The following is a 20915-nucleotide window of genomic DNA, read 5'->3' as shown; positions in this document are numbered from 1 at the left end:
CCGGCACCTCTCGGCCAACCCGCCGCCGCATCAATCGAGCCGATGCGATGGAGCGCTTCGAGCAAAATCCTCAGGGAAATGTTTGATCGCGCTGATCACCGGGTCCGGCGTCAACCCGCCCAGCGCACACAGCGACCCGTGGCGCAGCGTGTTGCACAGGTCGTCGAGCAGCGCCAGGTTTTTCTCCCGGTCGACGTCGGCGCGGATGCGATCGACGACTTCGACGCCACGGGTCGACCCGATCCGGCACGGCGTGCACTTGCCGCAGGACTCGACCGCACAGAATTCCAGCGCATAGCGCGCCTGTTCGAGCATGTCGACCGTATCATCGAAAGCGACGATGCCGCCGTGGCCGAGCATGGCCCCGATCGCGGCGAACGCCTCGTAGTCGACGACCGTGTCGAACAATCGTTCCGGCAGATACGCGCCGAGCGGTCCGCCGACCTGCACCGCACGGATCGGCCTGCCGGAATGCGAACCGCCGCCATAGTCGTACAGCAATTCGCGCAAGGTCACGCCGAACGCCATTTCGATCAAGCCGGTGCGTTTGAGATTGCCGCCGAGCTGGATCGGCAGGGTGCCGCGCGAGCGGCCGACGCCGAAGTCGCGATAGAACTGCGCACCTTGGTCGAGTATCACCGGCACCGAGGCGAACGAGATCACGTTGTTGATGACGGTCGGTTTGCCGAACAAGCCCTTGATCGCCGGCAGCGGTGGCTTGAAGCGCACCTGGCCGCGCCGGCCCTCGATGCTGTCGAGCAGCGAGGTTTCCTCGCCGCAGATGTAGGCTCCGGCGCCGAGCCGCAGTTCGAGATCGAAGCGCTTGCCGCTGCCGCCGATGTCGGCACCGAGCCAGCCCGCCGCGTACGCGTTCGCGATCGCCGCGTCCAGCGCACGCCGCGCATGCGGGTACTCGCAGCGCAGGTAGATGTAGCCTTGCGTCGCGCCGACCGCGACACCGGCGATGGTCATGCCTTCGATCAGGCAGAGCGGATCGCCTTCCATCAACATGCGGTCGGAGAACGTACCGGAATCGCCTTCGTCGGCGTTGCAGACGATGTACTTCGGCGCAGCGGGTACGGCGGATGCGCCGCCCGGCGCGTCCAGAACGGTTCGCCACTTGATGCCGGTCGGAAATGCCGCGCCACCGCGCCCGCGCAGGCCCGAATCGGTCACCGCAGCGACGATGTCGCCAGCACCCATCGCCAGCGCGTTCTGCAGGCCGCGATAGCCGCCATGCGCAACGTAGTCGGCAACGCTGAGCGGATCGGTGATGCCGACGCGGGCGAAACACAGACGCTGCTGGTGCGCGAACCAGTCCATCGCCTCGACTGCGCCAAGGCGCAGCGCATGCGCGTCACCGTCCGGGAAGCCGGCGGCGAACAGGCCGGGGACATCGGCGGCTGCGACCGGGCCATAGGCGATGCGGCCGGCGGCGGTCGCGACTTCGATCAGGGGTTCCAGCCAGAACAAGCCGCGCGAGCCGTTGCGCACGAGTTCGATGTCGATGCCGCGCAGGCGTGCGGTTTCGACGATGGCCTGCGCGACGCGCTCGGCACCAAGGGCCAGCGCCACCGCATCGCGCGGCACGAAAACCTTCACGCCGCTCATGTCGCCGCTCTCGCCGCCGCAACCAGCTCGTCGAACACGGCCGGCGTCACCCGCGCGCGCAGGTCGTCGTCGCCGATCAGCACCGACGGCCCGCAACCGCAATTGCCAAGGCAATAGACCGGCTCGAGCGTGATCGCACCGTCGACCGTGGTTTCGTGGAAATCGATGCCGAGCGTGTGCTTCGCATGCGCCTCGAGCGCGCGCGCCCCCAGCGCCTGGCAAGCCTCGGCGCGACAAATGCGCACGACCCGGCGGCCGGGCGGAGCGTTGCGGAAGTGATGGTAGAAAGTGACCACGCCATGAACCTCGGCACGCGTGAGGTTCAGCTCGCTCGCGATCAGCGCGAGCGATTCGGGTGGCACGTAGCCTAGCGCGTCCTGCAGGTCATGAAGTATCGGCAACAGTGCGCCGGCACGATCACGGTTGCGGGCGATGGTCTGCATGACCGCCGTGCGCACCGGATCCGGCAGCACCGACTCCAGCTTCGGCCTGCGGGCAAAATCGTTGCAGGTTTCCTCGTGCATCATCCACCCTTGCTACGCGGACGCGCGCTTCGTCGTCGGAAAGGGGAAAGCGCCTCGCTGCCTCTGGTGTTCGCGGTATCGCCGCCCCTCGTTGTCGGACTATAGCGCAGCGCCTCCTGCACAACACGATGTGGGTCAGTTCCGGGACACAAATTCCGCCTTGTTGCCCCATGCCCATGCATGGCAGCGTCGCCTCGATCCGACGCAATCAGCACGAGCCTGATTTGCGCATACGCGCGTGCCTCGTTCAGACTCCTGTTCCCGCCAGCAAGTTGTATCCCCCCGGAGCGATCGCCCCCATGCGCCTGCGAGATTGCCACAACTTCCACGATTTTCGCCGCATGGCGAAGAGTCGATTGCCGGGCCCGATCTTCGATTACATCGACGGCGCGGCTGACGACGAAGTCACGTATCGGCGCAACACCGCGAGCTTCGAGCGGTGCGATCTGGTACCGAACGTTCTGCGCGGCGTCGACAACGTCGACCTGTCGGTGATCGTGATGGGTCAGAAGCTGGCGTTGCCGGTGTACTGTTCGCCGACCGCGCTGCAGCGGCTGTTCCATCACCAGGGCGAGCGCGCGGTCGCGGCCGCGACCGGCCACTGCGGCACGTTGTTCGGCGTCTCCTCGCTCGGCACGGTGAGTCTCGAGGAAGCGCGCCGGCTCGGCGCAGGCGCGCCCGCCTGCTACCAGTTCTACTTCCACAAGGATCGCGGCCTCAATCGAGCGATGATGAAGCGCGCCAAGGCGGCCGGCATCGAGGTGATGATGCTGACCGTGGATTCGATCACCGGCGGCAACCGCGAGCGCGACAAGCGCACGGGTTTCTCGATCCCGTTCAAGCTCACCTTGGGCGGCATGCTCCAGTTCGCGCTCAAGCCGGCGTGGGGTATCAACTACCTCGCCCACGAATCGTTCCGGCTGCCGCAACTCGACGAACATGTCGACATGGGCGGCGGCGCCATGTCGATCGCCCAGTACTTCACCGACATGCTCGATCCGACGATGAACTGGGGCGACGTGACGCAAATGGTGCGCGAGTGGGGCGGGCAGTTCTGCCTGAAAGGCGTCATGTCGGTGGCCGATGCGAAGCGCGCCGCCGACATCGGCTGCACCGGCATCGTGCTGTCGAACCACGGCGGCCGCCAGCTCGACGGCTCGCGCACGGCCTTCGACCAACTTGCCGAGATCGTCGACGCGGTCGGCGACCGCATCGACGTGATGATCGATGGCGGCGTGCAGCGCGGCACCCACGTGCTCAAGGCGCTGTCGCTCGGCGCCAGGGCGGTCGGCCTCGGTCGCTACTACCTCTTCCCGCTTGCAGCCGCCGGCCAGGCCGGTGTCGAGCGTGCGCTCGAGCTGATGCGCGCCGAACTCGAACGCGACATGAAACTGATGGGCTGCACTTCGATCGCGCAGCTGACCCGCGCGAACCTGCGCTTCCGCTGAGAACCGCTACAACAACCCGTAGCGCCGCACCATCCAGCTTTTCACCACCTGGGTCAAGGCCATGTAGGCGATCAGGATCGCGGCCAGGATCGGCCACCAGATCGCCGGCAGCGGCGAGAAGCCGAACCAGGCGCCGATCGGCAGCGCGGTCAGCAGGATGCCGACGATGCAGATCACCACGCCGGCGACGGTCAGCGGCAAGCTGGCACGACTGTGCAGGAATGGCATCCTGCCGGTGCGGATCACGTGCACGATCAAGGTCTGCGACAGCAGCGACTCGATGAACCAGCCGGTCTGGAACAGGTTCGCGTGCGCCGTGGTGTTCGCGCCGAGGACGAACCAGAGCACGGCGAAGGTGACGTAGTCGAAGATAGAGGAAATCGGACCGATGCCGAACATGAAGCGCGCGATGCCCTTGAGATCCCACTGTCGCGGCTTGGCTAGGTACTCCTGATCGACCTCGTCGGACGCAACCGCCGTCTGCGAAAAATCATAGAGCAGGTTGTTGAGCAGGATCTGCACCGGCAGCATCGGCAGGAACGGCAACAGCACCGAGGCGCCGATCATCGAGAACATGTTGCCGAAGTTCGACGAGGCGGTCATCTTGATGTACTTCAGGATATTGCCGAACACCTTGCGGCCTTCGAGCACGCCCTCCTCGAGTACGAGCAGGCTTTTTTCGAGCAGGATGATGTCCGCCGACTCCTTGGCGATGTCAACCGCGGTATCGACGCTGATGCCGACATCGGCCGCACGCAGCGCCGGGCCGTCGTTGATGCCGTCGCCCATGAAACCCACGACATGGCCATCGCGATGCAGAGCCTCGACCACGCGCACCTTCTGTTGCGGGTTCAAGCGCGCAAATACCGGCGTGTCGCGCGTGGCGAGCATCAATTCCTCGTCGTTCATCGCCTCGATCTTCGGCCCGGTCAGCCATTTGTCCACTTGTATACCGACCTGGCGGCAGACGTTGCGTGTGACCGTATCGTTGTCGCCGGTGAGGATCTTCACCGCCACACCGTTGGCGTTGAGCGCCTCGATCGCCGCGGCGGCGGAGTCCTTGGGCGGGTCGAGGAAGGCGACGAAGCCCATCATCGTCAGATCGTTTTCGTCGTCGCGCGAATACGCGGCCCTGGCCTCAATCTCGCGCATGCCGAGGGCGAGCGCGCGAAAGCCGTCCTCGTTCATCCCCTGCGCGACCTCCCTGACTTCGGCAAGATGCTGCTCGGTCAGCGGCTTGTAATCGTCCTCGTGCGCGAGGCTGCTGCACACCGCCAGCATCTCCGCGACCGCGCCCTTGGAGATGATGAAGTGCTTGCCGGTGCTGTTGGCTTTCACGATCACCGACATGCGTCGGCGGGTGAAATCGAATGGTACCTCGTCGACCAGCGTGTACTCGGAGTGCAGATGCTGCACGGTGTCGGCATCGACCGCATCGAGCACCGCTTCGTCGAGCAGATTGCGCAGGCCGGTCTGGTGGTAGCTGTTGAGCCAGGCGTATTCGAGCACGCGCGCGTTCTCGTCGCCGTAGATGTCGACATGGCGTTCGAGGATGACGCGATCCTGGGTGAGCGTGCCGGTCTTGTCGGTGCACAGCACGTCGATCGCGCCGAAATTCTGGATCGCGTTGAGGCGTTTGACGATGACGTCCTTCTTCGCCATCTTCAATGCGCCCTTGGCCAGGTTGATCGCGACGATCATCGGCAGCATCTCCGGCGTGAGACCGACGGCCACCGCAACCGCGAACATGAAGGCCTCGAACCAGTTGCCCTTGGTGACGCCGTTGATCAGGAAAACGATCGGCACCATCACCGCCATGAAGCGGATCATCAGCCAGGCGAAGCGCGACACGCCCTTGTCGAAGCTCGTCTGCACGCGCTGGCCGACCAGCGAGCCTGCGAGCGCGCCGAAATAAGTGTTCGCTCCGGTCGCGGCGACGACCGCGGTGGCGCTGCCCGAGACAACGTTCGAGCCCATGAAGCACAGCGACTTCGCTTCGAGCGCGTTCGGCGCCCTGGCGTCACTCGCGGCGAACTTTTCCACCGGCATCGACTCGCCGGTCAGCGCGGACTGGTTGATGAAAAGGTCTTTTGCGCTGATCAGACGCAGATCCGCCGGCACCATGTCGCCGGCGGAGAGGAACACGATGTCGCCAGGCACGAGGCCATCGATCGGCACTTCGATCTTCCTGATGAGACGCACCATCTCGATGTTGTCGTCGCAATCGGCAACCACGCCGTCGTTCGGCGCTTCCTCGATCTCGCGCTTCACCGTCGCCGTATTGCTGACCATCTTGCGCAGCTGCTCGACCGCATTGCTCGAGCGAGCCTCCTGGAAATAGGCGACGAATACGGCCATGACGACCATCGCGAACATGATTACCGCACCGATCTTGTCGCTCGCCTCATCGCCGGTGAACCAGGTGATCAACGCGAGCGCGGTCAGTAGGATGTTGATCGGATTGGTGGCAAAGCGTTCGCCGATCTCGAGCAGGAAAGGTTTCTTCTTTTCCTGCGCGACGACGTTCGGCCCATAGTGCTCGAGGCGTTCGGCGACCCGCTCGGGATTGAGCGCCTGCCCGCCCGGATTGAGCTGGTTCAGGGCGTCGTCGGGACTCAGGCGCGCGAGCGCCACCAGTTCCGCGGCGATGCGCGCCGCCACTTCGTTGCGCGCGCCGTTGCGGCCGTTGCCGCCAATCAGCATTGCCGCGATCGAGAATTTCAGCATGAGAGGCTTCCCGTCATGTAAAACGCACAAAATCAGGCAGCATGCCCAGACTTCGTGACAGGTCGGCGACGGGAATGCCCGCGAGGGGCGTGGGCGTCGGCAAGCTATCCGCAACGGGATAGCGCACCGCGAGGGGAACTATCCGCGTGGAAAAGTCGGGTTGGCTGCAGCGGAAAATCTACTGCAAGGGTCCACGGACGGACGTCCTCGGCAAAAAAGTTGCGCGCAAGGTAGTCGCGTCGCGCGAGCTTGTCAACGGGAAATCGATCAGGTTTTCCTGAAACCGGCAATGCGCGCGCGGATCGCATCGAAAAACGCTTGCGGCAAGATCGCCTGTACCGGTACCTGCCAGCAGTCCGCATGCGCGAACGCACGACATTTGACTGCGTCTTTCGTGGTCATCAGCACAGGCGCATCGTCGCCGAATCGGAGATCGCCGGCAGTGTAGGCGTGATGGTCGGCGAAGGCGTGTTCGACGATGTCGATACCCGCGCCGCGCAGCATCGCGAAGAAACGCGCCGGGTTGCCGATGCCGGCGACGGCATGGACGCGCCGCCCGGCGAAATCGCGCAAGGGTTTCTGCTCGCCCGTATCGCACAGCGAAACGGCCACCTCGCCTGCGAGCCGCATCGGCACCTCGCCGGCTCGTGTCTCGCCGCCGTTGCAGACACGGAAGTCGACAGAATCCAGGCGCGACAGCGGTTCGCGCAGCGGCCCGGCCGGCAGCAGCAGGCCGTTGCCGAAGCGGCGCTCGCCGTCGATGACACAGATATCCACGTCGCGAAACAGCGCCAGATGTTGCAGGCCATCGTCGGCGACGAGCGCGTCGCAGTCGTGGCTGGCGAGCAGCAGGCGCCCGGCCGCGGCGCGATCGCGGCCGACCGCGACCGGGGCGCCCGTCGCGGCATGGATCAACACCGGCTCGTCGCCGACACGCGCGGCATCGCTATCCGCGTCGAGCAGTTCCACGGAACCCGCGGTTCCGCCGTAGCCGCGGCTGATCACGCCTGGCCGGTGTCCGCGATCGCGCAATGCCTCGACCAGCGCGGTCACGAGCGGCGTCTTGCCCGTGCCGCCGACGGTGATGTTGCCGATGACGATCACCGGTACGGGCAGGCGCTGTGGTTTTTTCCAACCGGATCTGTACGGCGCGCGATGCAGGGCTCGAAGCATGCGGTAGAGAGGAACGAGCGCGCGCAGCCAGAACGGCGACGGCCGGGCGCCATACCAGATTTCAGCCAGCCGCTGCACGAGATTCACGACCGCAACCCGCTTTGCTCGTCATTCCCGCGCGTCTGCGGCGGGAATGACGAGCCCGGGCAAGTGCACCGCGAATCATCCCGAAACCGCATCCGGACTCCGTTTCGACTCGTGGAACTGCAAGCGATGCAGCGCCGCGTACTTGCCGCCGGCCGCGATCAGCTGCGCATGCGTGCCGCGTTCGACGATGCGGCCTTCGTCGAGCACGGCGATCTGGTCGGCATGCTCGATGGTCGAAAGCCGATGCGCGATGACGAGCACGGTGCGCTTGGTCATCAGATGCTTGAGCGCGTCCTGGATCAGGCGTTCGGACTCGGAGTCGAGCGCGCTGGTCGCCTCGTCGAGGATCAGGATCGGCGCGTCCTTGAGAATGGCGCGCGCGATCGCGATGCGCTGGCGCTGCCCGCCGGACAATTGCGCGCCACCCTCGCCCACCGGCGCGTCGAGGCCGAGCGGCAGACGCTCGATGAATTCCATCGCGTTCGCCGCGCGTGCCGCCGTTTCGATCGCTTCTCGCGAGGCGCCGGCGAGCGCACCGTAGGCGATGTTGTTGGCAATCGTGTCGTCGAACAGCACGACGTGCTGGCCTACCCAGGCGATCTGCCTGCGCAGGTCGGCCAGGTGGTAATCGGCAAGCGGCAGACCGTCGAGATGGATCCGGCCCGAACTGGGCTCGTGGAAGCGCGGCACCAGGCTGACCAGGCTGGACTTGCCGCTGCCCGAACGTCCGACCAGCGCGGTGACCGTGCCCGGAGCGCAGTGCAGGTCGACACCGTCGAGCGCGTCGACCGATTGGCCCGCGTAGCGGAACGACACATCGTGCAGATCGATCTCGCCGCGGCAGCGTTTCATCGACCGCGTGCCCGCGTCGCGCTCGCCCGGCGCGTCGAGAATCGCGAACAGGTCCTCGGCCGCGACAATGCCGCGCTGCATGTTCGACTGCACCGTGGTCAGTTGCTTGATCGAAGTCAGCATCACGCTCATGCCGGTGATGACGGCCATGAACTCGCCCGCGGTGATGTGGGCGATGATGCCGGGGCGCGTGGCGACGAAGATCACCATCGCGATCGCGAACGCGGCGACGATCTGCACGATCGACGTGGACAATGCGTTGGTCGCCGCGACCTTCAGGTTGAGGCGGCGGTTGTCGTTCGCCACCCGATCGAAGCGCGCGCGCTCGTAGGCCTGGCCACCGTAGATCTTCACCTCGCGCTGCGCATTGACGACTTCGTCAATCGTGCCGGTGACCTCGCCCATCGAATGCTGGATGCGCGGGCCGATGCGGCGGTAGCGCTTGCCGACCGCGGACACGATCAGCGCGATCAGCGGCGCAAGCACGAACAGCGCGGCGGTAAGGCGCACGCTCATCATCAGCATGACGGTCGTGTAGCCGATGATAGTCAGCGAATGCAGCACCATCGTCTTCAGCGAATCGGTGCAGGCGCCGGCAACTTGCTCGACGGTGAAGGTGAGGCGCGACACCATCTGTCCCGAGGTCTCGCCGGCGAAATGCGCCGCCGGCAACTGCAGGTAGCGCGCGAACACTTCGTTGCGCAGGCGATGCACGATGCCTCGAGCGACCCGCGCCATGCCGTAGTCGGTGAGAAAGGTTCCAATCCCGCGCACCGCGAACAGCACGACGATGAAGAACGGCATCCAGAACACCCAGAAACGGTCGTGGGCGGTGAATACCTCATCGACGATGTCCTTGATGTACTTCACGAACAGCGACGAGCAGGCCGCGTCGAGTGTCATGCCGAACAGCGCGAACGTGACCACGCGCCACGACGGCCGCAGATAGCCGAGCAGGCGTCGATAGGTGTCGATCGGGCGCGGTTTCGCGGCGTCGCTCATCGGCCCGCTGGCTTGTCCGCGGCGTCCTTGGCCCGAGTCGTCGCGATCGACAGGTGGGTGAACCCGAGCTGGCCGAGCGCGTCCATCGCGGTGACCACGGCCTGGTGCGGGGTCGCGGCGTCGGCGCGCAGCACGACCTGGCGGTCGCGGTTGCCGCCGGCGATGCGCGCGATGGCTTCCTTCAGCGTGTCGAGCGCGGGATTGAGCACTTCGTTGTTGTCGACGAAGTAGTGGCTGTTCGCATCGATCATGACGATCAACGCCTCGCGCTGCGCCTCGGTCGTCGTCTCCGACGCCTCGGGCAGGGTCACCTTCATCGCCGAATGCTGGACGAAGGTCGTCGTCATGACGAAGAACATCAGCAAGGTCAGCATCACGTCGATCAGCGAGATCACGTTGATCTCGAAGTCGTCATTGCGAGTGGAGCCGAGCCGCATGTCAAACGGTTTCCCGGGCACCGGCGGCAGCCACTGCCGTCGGCGGGCGCGGCGCCTTGCGTGCTGTTATGGCAGCTTCGGAATGCGCGGCGAGTTCGTCCATCAGCACGATCACGTCCTTCTCCATGTCGACCACGTAGTCGACGACCAGGCCGCGGAAATAGCGGTGGAAGAAATACGCCGGAATCGCCACGCACAGGCCCGCGGCCGTGCACACCAGCGCCTCGCCGATACCGCCGGCCATCTTCAGCGGATCACCGACGCCGGACACCATCACCGCGAAGAACATGCGGATCAGGCCGAACACGGTGCCGAGCAGGCCAAGCAACGGGGAAATCAGCGCGATCGTGCCGAGCGTGTTGAGGAAGCGTTCGAGCCGGTGCACGACGTGGCGGCCGGTGTCCTCGACGCGCTCCTTCATGATCTCGCGCGAGCGCAGGCGCACGCTGAGCGCGGCGGCAAGAATCTCGCCGAGTGGCGAATTCTCGCGCAGCGTCTCCACGTGCTGCGGATCAAGCTGGCGGTTGCGCGCCCATTCGCGCACTTGCGTGGTCAGGCCGGGCGGAATCACCGCACCGCGCCGCAGGGTCCAGAAGCGCTCGAGGATGATCGCGATCGCGATCGCCGAACAGATCAGGATGGGCAGCATCGCCCAGCCGCCGGCCATCAGAATTTCCAGCACGCCAATTCCTCGTCAGGGTTCCGTCTTTCGCGGCGAATCATACCAGCGAATCGGCGCGGCTTTGCGCGTTCGGTGATCGACTCGACGATTCCGATTCGAGGCCTCATCCTCGTCACCGGCGTTCACTCGCGCCAGTACGGATGGCGGTCAATGCGGCCCTGCTCGATCAACCGAGGCGGGCCGTCGGTGGCGAAGCGGATATCGGCGAAGCCGCTGTGCGGCGTGTCCAGCAGGGCGACGCCGGCCGCTCGATAACGCGCGACGACGCCGGGATTGGGGTGATGGAAATGGTTGCGATAGCCCGAGGAGACCAGAGCCAGCTCCGGTCGCAGTGCGGCGATGAACGCAGCACTCGAGGAAGTCTTGCTGCCATGATGCGGCACCTGCAGCAGCGTGTGCGCGGCGACCGGTGCCAGCACGGAAGCCACCTCCCCCTCCACCGCCGCGGTGATATCGCCGGTCAGCAGCAGTGCGCTGTCGCCGCTGCGCACTTCAAGTACGCAGCAGCGGTCATTGTTCCTCGCCGCCAACGGTGCGTGCGGGTGGACGATGCGGAACGCGACGCCATTCCAGTTCCACGCCTCGCCGGCGAGACACTGTATTGCCGGCACGCTCAGGCGCTCCGGTTCACCGCTGCTCACGCTGGCTTGCGGAAATGCCGCCAGCACCGCGGCCGCACCGCCGGCATGATCATTGTCACCGTGGCTGATGATCAGCCGGTCTACCCGCGCGACTGCGCTCGCGTGCAGCGCCGGCACGACAGCCGCATCGCCGAGATCGAAGCCGGAGGGGAACCTCGCGCCTGCGTCGTACACGAGCGCGTGCTCGCGCGTACGCACGACCACCGACAGGCCCTGGCCCACGTCGAGCAGCAATGCTTCGAATTCGCCGTCGATCAGCACGTGGCGCGCCGGAACCAGCAGCGGCAACAACAGGGCAACGCCAAGCGCGCGCGCCGGCATGCCGCGCGGCAGCAGCAGCCAGGCGGCACCGAGCATCGCCAATGCAAATGCCCACACCGCGGGTTCGGGAAAATACCAGAGCGCACCGGGCCAGGCCGCGATGCGTTCGAGCAGCGCCCACAGCACCTGCATCGCCCATCCAGCCAGTTCCAGCAGCGGCGTGCCGAACATCGGCACCACAAGTTGCAATAGCGCGCCGGCAACGCCGAGCGGCAGGATGAGAAAGCAGACCACGGGCACGGCGATCAGATTGGCGAGCGGCCCGATCAGCGAACTCTGGCCGAAGAACCAGATCGTCAGCGGCAGCAGACCGAGACTGGCGACGCCCTGTGCGCGAATCATCTCATGCCACCAGGAACGGCGGTCTGCTCGCCCGCCCAGACAGAACATCAACCAGGTCACACCGACGAACGATAACCAGAAACCCGCACTGAGCACACACAAGGGGTCGAGCGCGAGCAACACGATCACGGCAAACGCCAGTCCCTGCACCGGCGCACGCGCGCGCCGTACCAGATTGGCGGCAAGCAGCACGCCGATCATGACCAAGGCGCGCCGCGTCGGCAGGCCCAGCCCGGAAATGGCCGCATAAGCCAGCGCGAACACGATGCTGGCCAGCGCTTCGATCAACGGCGCCGGCCAGCGCAAGGTCAGACGCGGCGCGAGTTTCCACGACATCCGCACGAGCAGTACGCCGAAACTCGCGAACAACGCGATGTGCAGGCCGGAAATGGCGATCAGGTGCGGGATGCCGGTCGTGCGCGCGACATTCCACTCCTGCTCGTCCATAGCCTGCTGATCGCCGAACGCGAGTGCTCGCAGCACGTCGCTTCGCGGCCCCGGGCCCAGGGTATCGGCAATGCCTTGCGAGATGCGCTGGCGCAGGGCTTCGACGCATAACCGGCGCGTGCCGGTCGCGGCATTGTCCGCATCCTCGCGCACGTAGCCTGTCGCGGTGATGCCCTCGCTCAGCGCGTAGCGTTCGAAGTCGAAGCCGCCCGGATCGATCAGTCCGCGCGGACGCTTGAGCCGCACACGCAGCCGCCATTGCGAGCAAGGTTCGATGGCGGGGACGACGGCTTTTTCGCTCGCGTACCAGTGCAGGCGCAGCGTACCCGAAACCGGCACGGGGATGCCGTCGCGCTCGCCCGCATGGATGGCAAAATCGAATCGCGTCGAGTCGTCCTGCGCGTGCGGCAGGCCGCGAACCGACCCGCTGACCACGATGTCCTCGCCTTCGAAGGCCGACGGCAGACGCGCCGACAAGGCAAGATCGGCGCGCCCGATCGTCCACGCCGCGCCGAGCAGGACGAAGCCGAGCCAGCGCCAGCGGCTGCACAGCACGATCACGAGCAAGGCCACAATGCCCAGGGCGCATGCGACCCGTGGCGCAGGCAGCGCGGTCAGCGCCTGCACCGCGACGGCACCCGTCAGCAGCGCAGCCGCGGTGGCGACGCTGAACAACTGCGGCAATGGAAACTTCATGTTTCCCTCCCCGGCTCCTGCGGGAAGGATACCGCTTTGCGTTCGCGTCCGCCTACGCGGGCGTGGCCTCGCCCAGCCCACCGTCGCGCAGCTCGAGCACGCGATCCATGCGCCGCGCCAGTGCGCGGTCGTGGGTGACGAGAACGAAACTCGTGCCGATCTCGCGATTGAGTTCGAGCATCAACGCGTAGACCTGCGCGGCATTCTTTTCGTCGAGATTTCCGGTCGGCTCGTCGCCGAGCACGCAAGCCGGACGCGTGACCAGCGCGCGCGCGACCGCGCAGCGCTGGCGCTCGCCGCCGGACAGCTCGCCGGGCTTGTGCGCCGTACGATGGGCAAGGCCGACACGGTCGAGCAACTCGCTCGCACGCTGCTTCGCTTCGGCCACCTTGGTGCCGCGGATCAGCAGCGGCATGGCCACGTTTTCGAGCGCAGTGAATTCGGGCAGCAGGTGGTGGAACTGGTAGATGAAGCCGAGCGACCGGTTGCGCACCTCGCCGCGCTCGCGATCGGACAGCTTCGACATCGCGCGGCCTTCGACCTCGACCTCGCCGGAACTCAAGGTGTCCAGACCGCCGAGGATGTGCAGCAGCGTGCTCTTGCCCGCGCCCGAGGCGCCGACGATCGCGAGCGTCGAGGCGCGCTCGAGCGCGAAACTCACTTTGCCCAGCACCGGCGTGCGCAACTTGCCTTCGGCGTAGGTCTTGGCGACGTTGCTTGCGCGCAGGACGACATCGCTGTTCATTGCATTACTCATAGCGCAACGCCGCCGCCGGCTGGGTGCGCGCCGCGCGCCATGCCGGATAAAGCGTGGCGAGCAGACAGAACACCCACGCAATCGCGGCAACCCAGCCGACGTCGCTCCAATGCAGATCGGATGGAACTTCGTTGATGTAGTAGATGTCGGCCGGCAGGATCTCGAAGTGGAACGTGTGCTCGATCCACTTCGCCACGTCCGGGATGTACCAGGCGAGCAGCACGCCGCCGACGAGGCCGAGCAGGATGCCGAAGCTGCCGACGATCACGCCCTGCACGGTGAAGATGCCCATGACCTTGTTCGGCGAGATGCCGAGCGTGCGCAGAATGGCGATGTCGGCCTGCTTGTCGGTGACGAGCATGATCAGTGTGGAGACGAGATTGAACGCAGCCACGCCGACGATCAGCGAGAGGATGATGAACATCACCGTCTTCTCCATCTTCACTGCGCTGAAGAAATTCTGGTGGCTCTGCTCCCAGGTGGTGATCCTGAAATACTGGCCGAGATGATCGCGCAGGCCGACGGCGATCTTGTACGCATCGAACATGTCGTCGAGCTTGAGGCGGATACCGCCCGGCCCATCGGCGCGCAGCAGCGTGATCGCATCGTCCATGTTCATCAGCGCGACGCCGGTGTCGTACTCGGCGAAACCGACGGAGAATACCCCGACCACTTCGCAGTTCTTCGAGCGCGGTACCGCGCCGACCGGAGTGACGCTGAACTCCGGCACCATCACCGTGACCTTGTCGCCGACGCGCACGCCAAGCTGCATGGCCAGCTCGTTGCCGAGAATCACGTTGAAACTGCCGGGCTTCAGGTCCGCAAGCGAACCTTTGAGCAGCTTGTCGCCGATGTTCGACACCCTCGGCTCTTGCTCGGGTACGAGTCCATGCACGACAGCAGCACTGGTGCGCCGGCCGCGCAGCAACGCCTGCGCATCGAGATACGGCGCCGCACCGACGACATGCGGATTCGCCTCGACTTTCTGCACGGTATCGCGCCAGTCGACAATGCCGCCGTCGACGCTTTCGATCGACGCATGCGCGACCATGCCGAGAATGCGCTCCTGCATATCGCCCTGGAAACCGTTCATCACGCTCATCACCGCGATCAGCGCCGCAACGCCGACCGCGATGCCGAGCATCGACACCAGCGAAATGAACGAAATGAAGTGATTGCGGCGCTTGGCGCGCGTATAGCGAAGGCCTATGAACAATTGCAGCGGATAGAACATGCAGTTGGAAATCCGTTTACAAAAAAGGCCGCAAACTCGCAGGAGGTTCGACCCGTCGGCGTTAAGCGACCGGCTTTTGGGTCGCTTCAACGGCGACAGTTATTGCTGCGCGCAGCGCCAGCAATAACAGCAATTGTACGTCGCCGCCCGCACGCGCGTCAGTTCGCCCGCGTTCGCGCAGACAGGTTCCTGTACGCGCTTTCAGCTACTTGAATAATTAATAAACTTATCGGTATTGAAATTAAACTTCATCGCCCCATCTCGAATCCGAACCTGATGCGATCGACGCGATCGCCGGAACGCGAAGCGGCCCTGACACGCGCTTCGCCGATTCGCCAGGCAACAACAAGAGCAATTCGGAGATATCCATGAAAAATACGCTGTTCGCCATCGCCCTCGCCACCGCTTCACTGGCCACGCTGCCTGCCGTCACCCACGCCGCAGACGGCGCCGGCGGCGCCTTCGTCAACGGCAACATCGGCCGCTCGACGCTCGACAAAGGTTTGTACGATGACAACGACACCGGTTACGGCATCAATGCCGGTTATCGCTGGCTACTGAATCCGAACGTCGCGCTGGGCGTCGAAGGCGGCTACGCAGACCTCGGCAAGTTCGACACCAAGGGGGCCTACAGCGGTTTCGGCCGCGCTTCGGCAAAGGGCTGGACGGCAGGTGTCAACGGCCATTTCAACCTCACCCCGCAGTGGTACGTCTCCGCTCGCACCGGCTTGTTCCGCGCGGACACCAAGGGCTGGACCAACGAAACCGTGCCGAACTACGTCAGCGACAGCAGCGCCAAATGGTACGCAGGTGCTGGTTTCGGCTATGACTTCAGCAACAACCTCTCGCTCGGCCTGAACTACGACTACTACAAGACCGACGCGAAGCACCTGAACCTCGACCCGAGTCTGCTCTCGCTGAGTGCTGAATACCGCTTCTGAGTCTTGCATTTTTCGTATATCGCCGCATCTTCACTTCAACTCCAACGCAGGGATGCACACAGGGACAACCGGCCTCGCAAGAGGCCGGTTTTCTTTTGCCCAGAGTATTTGCATCGCGCAAATGCGTACCCGCGAACGATCACGCAGCGGGTGTTTTCAACCCGCGTCGATAGAATCGGCACGCGCCAAACGTACGCGCAAGCGGCGCCGGATTTCCTCGTCGACATTGTCCGGCAGCAGCACGAACGAGCAGACTCGTTTCGGATCAACGCGCAGCGTGAGCACGATCAGCGCGCCGAGCACGACCGCATGGTCAAGTTCGCCGATCTGCTCGCTCCCGGCCGCATCGCGCAACCGCCAATGACCGGCGGAGTGCCACATGACATGCGCGAATGGCGGATGCCGGAATCGCCACGACGAGTGCAGTGCGTAAGCCAGCGTCGATGCGGCCAGCGCCAGCTTGATCCAGGGATTCAACCCGCACAGCGCGATCGCGGCCAGCGCGAACGTGGCGATCAGGGCGAGGGCGAGCAGCAGCCAACGCGAAGGCCGGTAGTCAAACGCGATCGCGGGTACGGATTTCATCGATGATGCGGCGGAAACGTGCGTCGGACGACGCACCATCTCCTTGCAGCCAACGCCACAGTTCGGGGTCCGGTTGTTCGAGCAGATCGGCGAACGCCGCCCTCGCCGATTCGTCCGCCTGAGCGTAGCGCGCATCCAGCCAACCGCCGAGCAACTGATCGAGTTCGCGCATACCGCGCCGGCAGCGCCAGCGCAGGCGGCCCTCGTCGCTCACCTGGGCAGACCGCAAACGAGCACGCCCCAGAGTATCCAGAGCACGACGCTGCTCGACACATAGGCATGGAACCGGTGCATGACCTTGTTGTAGCTGCACTGGATGGCACTGTGCGCGATGCGCAGCGCGACGAACGCCCACGCCAGCGACAGCGTGAAGACACCGACCTGCGCCGTTAGGAACGCAACGATCAGCGCCGGATAGAACAGTACCGGCATTTCGAACAGGTTGCGGAAATTGTCGGCGGCACGCGTATCCTTCAACCGTGCCGCAGCCTGCGCCGAACTGGCGATCGACTGCGGGTGAATGCGCTCGCGCTTCATCTCGCCGATGCGCGTGGCGTACATGCGCATCTGCACGCTGAAGGTCAGCGCGACCATCGCCACGGCGGGCCAGAAGATCAGCTTTGCGTCCACGCGGCTCGCCCCCAAGTAGTTGCCCTTCACGTCGTTCCCGCGGGCTTCCGGCAGGAATGACAGGTAGCTATACGCCCTTGCGCTCGACCATCAACTTCTTGATCTCGCCGATCGCTTTGGCCGGGTTCAAACCCTTCGGGCAGGTGTTCGTGCAATTCATGATCGTGTGGCAGCGATAGAGTTTGAACGGGTCCTCGAGCTCGTCGAGGCGCGCCCCGGTGTCCTCATCGCGCGAATCGGCGATGAAGCGATAGGCCTGCAGCAGCGCCGCCGGGCCGAGGTACTTGTCGCCGTTCCACCAATAGCTGGGGCACGCCGTCGAGCACGACGCACAGAGGATGCACTCGTAGAGGCCATCGAGCCTGGCGCGATCTTCCTTCGACTGCAGGCGCTCCGCGTCGGGCGGCGGCGGCGTTTGCGTGCGCAGCCATGGCTTGATCGATGCGTATTGCGCGTAGAAATTGGTCAGGTCGGGCACAAGGTCCTTCACCACCGGCATATGCGGCAGCGGGTAGATCGCAACGTCTCCTTTGCAATCGTCGATCGCCTTGGTGCAGGCGAGCGTGTTGTTGCCGTCGATGTTCATCGCGCACGAGCCGCAGATGCCTTCGCGGCAGGAGCGACGGAAGGTCAGGGTCGAGTCGACTTCGTTCTTGATCTTGATCAGCGCGTCGAGAACCATCGGCCCGCACGAATCCATGTCGACTTCGTACTCGTCGATATGCGGATTCTGGCCGTCTTCCTCGTTCCAGCGGTAGATGCGGAACGTGCGCAGGTTCTTCGCGCCCGCCTTGGCCGGGTACTTCTTGCCTTTCTGGACCTTGGAATTTTTCGGAAGACTGAATTCGGCCACGTTTGCCTGCCTCTGTGTGTTTTGTCGTCGCGGCACATGCCGCAGTGACGATGCTCAATAAACCCGCGCCTTCGGTGGCACCGACGTCACCTCGTCGGTCAGCGTGTTCATGCGCACCGGCCGGAAATCGAAGCTGCACGCGCCCTTGTGGTCGACCTTGACCAGCGTGTGTTTCATCCAGTTGGCATCGTCGCGCTCAGGGAAGTCCTCATGCGCATGCGCGCCGCGCGATTCGTGCCGCTGCTCGGCCGAATTGATCGTCGCCACCGCGTTGTACAGCAGGTTCTGCAGTTCGTAGGTCTCGATCAGGTCGGAGTTCCACACCAGCGAGCGGTCGGCGACGCGCACGTCCTCGAACGAGGCGAATACCTTGTCCATCTTCACGCATCCTTCCTTGAGCGTCTTCGAGGTGCGGAACACCGCCGCGTCGCTCTGCATCGTGCGCTGCATGTCGAGGCGGATCTCGGCAGTCGAGCGCGATCCTTTCGCGTTGCGCAACTTGTCGAGATTGGCCAGCGCCGCAGCGCAGGCGTCGTCTGGCAGGGCCTTGTGCGAGGCGCCGGACTGGATCGTCTCGGCGGCGCGATTGGCAACCGCGCGACCGAACACAACCAGATCGAGCAGCGAATTGGAGCCGAGACGGTTCGCACCGTGCACCGAGACGCAGGCCGCCTCGCCAATCGCATACAGGCCTTCGACGACCTTGTCCGGATCGTTGCCAACCTTCTGCACGACTTCGCCATGAATATTGGTCGGAATACCGCCCATGTTGTAGTGCACGGTCGGCGACACCGGAATCGGCTGGCGGGTCACGTCGACGCCGGCGAAAATGCGCGCGCTCTCGGCGATGCCGGGCAGTTTTTCGTGAATCACTTCGGGGCCGAGGTGGGTCAGGTCGAGCAGGATGTGGTCCTTGTGCTCGCCGACGCCGCGGCCTTCGCGAATCTCGATCGTCATCGACCGGCTGACCACGTCGCGCGAAGCCAGATCCTTGTAATGCGGCGCATAGCGCTCCATGAATCGCTCGCCGTTTGAATTGCGCAGGATGCCGCCTTCGCCGCGCACGCCCTCGGTGATCAGGCAACCGGCGCCGTAGATGCCGGTCGGGTGGAACTGGACGAATTCCATGTCCTGCAATGCGAGGCCCGCGCGCGCGACGAGACCGCCACCGTCGCCGGTGCAGGTGTGCGCCGAGGTTGCAGTGAAGTACGCGCGTCCGTAGCCACCGGTGGCAAGCACGACGCCGTGCGCGCGGAACAGATGCAACGTCCCCTCAGCCATGTCGAGTGCGAGCACGCCGCGGCAAGCACCGGCGGCGTCGAAAATCAGGTCGAGTGCGAAGTATTCGATCTTGAACTGCGCATCATGCGCGAGCGACTGCTGATACAACGTGTGCAACATCGCATGGCCGGTGCGATCGGCCGCGGCGCAGGTGCGCTGCGCGGGCGGGCCTTCGCCGTACTTCGTCGTCATGCCGCCGAACGGGCGCTGATAGATTTTGCCCGCCTCGGTGCGCGAGAACGGCACGCCGTAGTGCTCAAGTTCGATTACCGCGGCGGGCGCATTCTGGCACATGTACTGGATCGCGTCCTGGTCGCCAAGCCAGTCCGAACCCTTGATCGTGTCGTAGAAATGGTAGCGCCAGTCGTCCTCGCCCATGTTGCCCAGTGCAGCGGAAATGCCGCCCTGCGCCGCAACCGTGTGCGAGCGGGTCGGAAACACCTTGGTCAGGCAGACGGTCTTGAGCCCCTTGGCGGCGAGGCCGAAGGTGGCGCGCAGACCTGCACCACCCGCGCCGACGACGACGACATCGTATTTGTGTTCGGTGATCTTGTAGGCAGACATGATTCGATGGTTTCCGTTGGCTTCGTCACTGGCCGATGTAGATGCGCACGACGGCGACGACACCGGCCAGTGCCGCGCCGGCACAGACGAATTTCACCGCGATCTGGGCCAGCATTTCGACCAGGCGCGCATGCACGTAGTCCTCGATCACCACCTGCAAGCCGAGCTGCGCATGCCAGAACGCGGTGATGATGAACGCGATCAGCCAGACGGCGGCAAACGGATGGCGCAGCATCTCGCGCGCATGCGCGTAGTCGCCGGCGTGGATGAGCGAGAGCACGAAACCGACGACCCAGATCACGAGCAGCACCAGGGCAAGCCCGGTCACACGCTGGATGATGAAATGCCGCGTGCCGCTCTTCGCGCTGCCGAGGCCGCGCACTTCCTTCAGCGGTGTGCGCAGGTTGGAACGATCCATGCCGGGCGTGCTCATGCCACGCCTCCCTGCGCCAGTACGCAGGCCCAGACGAGGCCGGTCAGCACGAGGCTGGCCACGACGACGACGATCCCGCTGCGATGCGCCTGTGCAAGGCCAAAGCCGTAGCCGACGTCCCAGAACAAATGGCGGACGCCGTTGCACAGATGAAAGAACAGCGCCCAGCTCCAGCCGAACAGCAGAATCAGCCCGAACCATGAGGCGCAGAATGTGCGTGCGGACGCATAGGATTCCGGCCCGTGCGCCAGACTCAACAGCAACCAGACCACGAGCAGCAGACCGACAGCCAGCGCGATGCCGGTCGCGCGATGCAGGATCGACAACGCCATCGACAGCGGCCAACGATAAACTTGCAGATGCGGTGAGAGCGGACGTGTGTTCTGCGGCATACGGAAACCTTGCATGTGGCTACTGCGGGGTTGAATCGGAAGCGGCACGCACTCAGAAATCGACGCAGCGTCCGTCCTTTTCCCAGTCGCCGTAGCGCGTGGGCTCGAGGCCGCCGCGGCCGCCGATCTCCTTCGGCCGCGGCTTCTCCGTCGGCACCGACACGGCGGATGATAGCGCCCCGTCGCGCTCCGACGCTGCCTGCCCGGCGGGTATGGTGGCGGCTGGCTGATTCGACATGACGCGATGCTTGCCCC

General features: G+C 64.8%; 20 protein-coding genes. 2 read left to right on the top strand and 18 right to left on the bottom strand.

Features of this window, described 5'->3' with window-relative positions:
• Positions 1-30: 30 nt before the first annotated feature.
• Positions 31-1611 carry a formate dehydrogenase beta subunit gene (locus tag AC16HO_RS10295; protein WP_395643538.1) on the bottom strand — a complete coding sequence of 527 codons (1581 nt, stop codon included), beginning with the start codon at positions 1609-1611 and terminating at the stop codon, positions 31-33.
• On the bottom strand, positions 1608-2138 hold the full coding sequence (locus tag AC16HO_RS10290; protein WP_395643537.1) for a formate dehydrogenase subunit gamma: 531 nt from the start codon (positions 2136-2138) through the stop codon (positions 1608-1610). Before AC16HO_RS10290 ends, AC16HO_RS10295 begins: the two co-directional genes overlap by 4 nt.
• 296 nt (positions 2139-2434) lie before the next feature.
• On the opposite strand from AC16HO_RS10290, the gene AC16HO_RS10285 reads away from it, so the two are divergent.
• The gene (locus AC16HO_RS10285; RefSeq protein WP_484335425.1) at positions 2435-3583 is read left to right on the top strand and encodes an alpha-hydroxy acid oxidase; all 1149 of its coding nucleotides are present in this window, start codon (positions 2435-2437) and stop codon (positions 3581-3583) included.
• A 6-nt stretch (positions 3584-3589) separates the two neighbouring features.
• On the opposite strand, the gene mgtA is transcribed toward AC16HO_RS10285, so the two are convergent.
• From mgtA to AC16HO_RS10245, 8 genes are all read right to left on the bottom strand, one after another.
• Positions 3590-6310, bottom strand: a complete 2721-nt coding sequence (mgtA, locus tag AC16HO_RS10280) for a magnesium-translocating P-type ATPase (RefSeq protein ID WP_395643535.1) — start codon at positions 6308-6310, stop codon at positions 3590-3592.
• A gap of 267 nt (positions 6311-6577) precedes the next feature.
• Positions 6578-7570 (bottom strand): tetraacyldisaccharide 4'-kinase, encoded by a 993-nt coding sequence (lpxK, locus tag AC16HO_RS10275; RefSeq protein ID WP_395643534.1) that lies wholly within the window; start codon positions 7568-7570, stop codon positions 6578-6580.
• A gap of 75 nt (positions 7571-7645) precedes the next feature.
• Positions 7646-9424 (bottom strand): lipid A export permease/ATP-binding protein MsbA, encoded by a 1779-nt coding sequence (gene msbA, locus AC16HO_RS10270; protein WP_395643533.1) that lies wholly within the window; start codon positions 9422-9424, stop codon positions 7646-7648.
• Positions 9421-9861, bottom strand: coding sequence for an ExbD/TolR family protein (locus AC16HO_RS10265; protein WP_395643532.1), 441 nt, complete (start codon positions 9859-9861; stop codon positions 9421-9423). Before AC16HO_RS10265 ends, msbA begins: the two co-directional genes overlap by 4 nt.
• Before the next feature lies 1 nt (position 9862).
• Positions 9863-10528 carry a MotA/TolQ/ExbB proton channel family protein gene (locus AC16HO_RS10260; protein ID WP_395643705.1) on the bottom strand — a complete coding sequence of 222 codons (666 nt, stop codon included), beginning with the start codon at positions 10526-10528 and terminating at the stop codon, positions 9863-9865.
• Positions 10529-10665: 137 nt separating this feature from the next.
• Positions 10666-12990: a DNA internalization-related competence protein ComEC/Rec2 gene (locus AC16HO_RS10255; RefSeq protein ID WP_395643531.1), complete on the bottom strand. Its 2325-nt coding sequence runs from the start codon at positions 12988-12990 to the stop codon at positions 10666-10668.
• 52 nt (positions 12991-13042) lie between these two features.
• On the bottom strand, positions 13043-13735 hold the full coding sequence (lolD, locus tag AC16HO_RS10250) for a lipoprotein-releasing ABC transporter ATP-binding protein LolD (RefSeq protein ID WP_395643530.1): 693 nt from the start codon (positions 13733-13735) through the stop codon (positions 13043-13045).
• Between the two features lie 4 nt (positions 13736-13739).
• Positions 13740-14981, bottom strand: coding sequence for a lipoprotein-releasing ABC transporter permease subunit (locus tag AC16HO_RS10245; RefSeq protein ID WP_395643529.1), 1242 nt, complete (start codon positions 14979-14981; stop codon positions 13740-13742).
• A gap of 368 nt (positions 14982-15349) precedes the next feature.
• On the opposite strand from AC16HO_RS10245, the gene AC16HO_RS10240 reads away from it, so the two are divergent.
• The gene (locus AC16HO_RS10240) at positions 15350-15922 is read left to right on the top strand and encodes a porin family protein (RefSeq protein ID WP_395643528.1); all 573 of its coding nucleotides are present in this window, start codon (positions 15350-15352) and stop codon (positions 15920-15922) included.
• 156 nt (positions 15923-16078) lie between these two features.
• Here AC16HO_RS10240 and AC16HO_RS10235 read toward each other — a convergent pair whose 3' ends face one another.
• From AC16HO_RS10235 to AC16HO_RS10200, 8 genes are read right to left on the bottom strand one after another with little or no spacing between them, the layout of a single operon-like run.
• Positions 16079-16507 (bottom strand): protein YgfX, encoded by a 429-nt coding sequence (locus AC16HO_RS10235; protein ID WP_395643527.1) that lies wholly within the window; start codon positions 16505-16507, stop codon positions 16079-16081.
• Positions 16479-16679: an FAD assembly factor SdhE gene (locus tag AC16HO_RS10230; protein ID WP_395643704.1), complete on the bottom strand. Its 201-nt coding sequence runs from the start codon at positions 16677-16679 to the stop codon at positions 16479-16481. The genes AC16HO_RS10235 and AC16HO_RS10230 overlap by 29 nt, the downstream gene beginning before the upstream one ends.
• 38 nt (positions 16680-16717) lie before the next feature.
• Positions 16718-17167: an MAPEG family protein gene (locus AC16HO_RS10225; RefSeq protein WP_395643526.1), complete on the bottom strand. Its 450-nt coding sequence runs from the start codon at positions 17165-17167 to the stop codon at positions 16718-16720.
• Positions 17168-17204: 37 nt separating this feature from the next.
• The gene (locus tag AC16HO_RS10220) at positions 17205-17990 is read right to left on the bottom strand and encodes a succinate dehydrogenase iron-sulfur subunit (RefSeq protein WP_395643525.1); all 786 of its coding nucleotides are present in this window, start codon (positions 17988-17990) and stop codon (positions 17205-17207) included.
• Between the two features lie 54 nt (positions 17991-18044).
• Positions 18045-19835 carry a succinate dehydrogenase flavoprotein subunit gene (gene sdhA / locus AC16HO_RS10215; RefSeq protein WP_395643524.1) on the bottom strand — a complete coding sequence of 597 codons (1791 nt, stop codon included), beginning with the start codon at positions 19833-19835 and terminating at the stop codon, positions 18045-18047.
• A 25-nt stretch (positions 19836-19860) separates the two neighbouring features.
• On the bottom strand, positions 19861-20268 hold the full coding sequence (gene sdhD, locus AC16HO_RS10210) for a succinate dehydrogenase, hydrophobic membrane anchor protein (protein WP_395643523.1): 408 nt from the start codon (positions 20266-20268) through the stop codon (positions 19861-19863).
• On the bottom strand, positions 20265-20660 hold the full coding sequence (gene sdhC, locus AC16HO_RS10205) for a succinate dehydrogenase, cytochrome b556 subunit (RefSeq protein ID WP_395643522.1): 396 nt from the start codon (positions 20658-20660) through the stop codon (positions 20265-20267). Before sdhC ends, sdhD begins: the two co-directional genes overlap by 4 nt.
• A gap of 52 nt (positions 20661-20712) precedes the next feature.
• The gene (locus tag AC16HO_RS10200; protein ID WP_395643521.1) at positions 20713-20898 is read right to left on the bottom strand and encodes a DUF1674 domain-containing protein; all 186 of its coding nucleotides are present in this window, start codon (positions 20896-20898) and stop codon (positions 20713-20715) included.
• Between the last annotated feature and the right edge of the window lie 17 nt (positions 20899-20915).

Source organism: Rudaea sp. (genome assembly GCF_057139185.1).
Note: the sequence above shows the minus strand (reverse complement) of the source record. Positions and strands in the feature narration are given on the sequence as shown.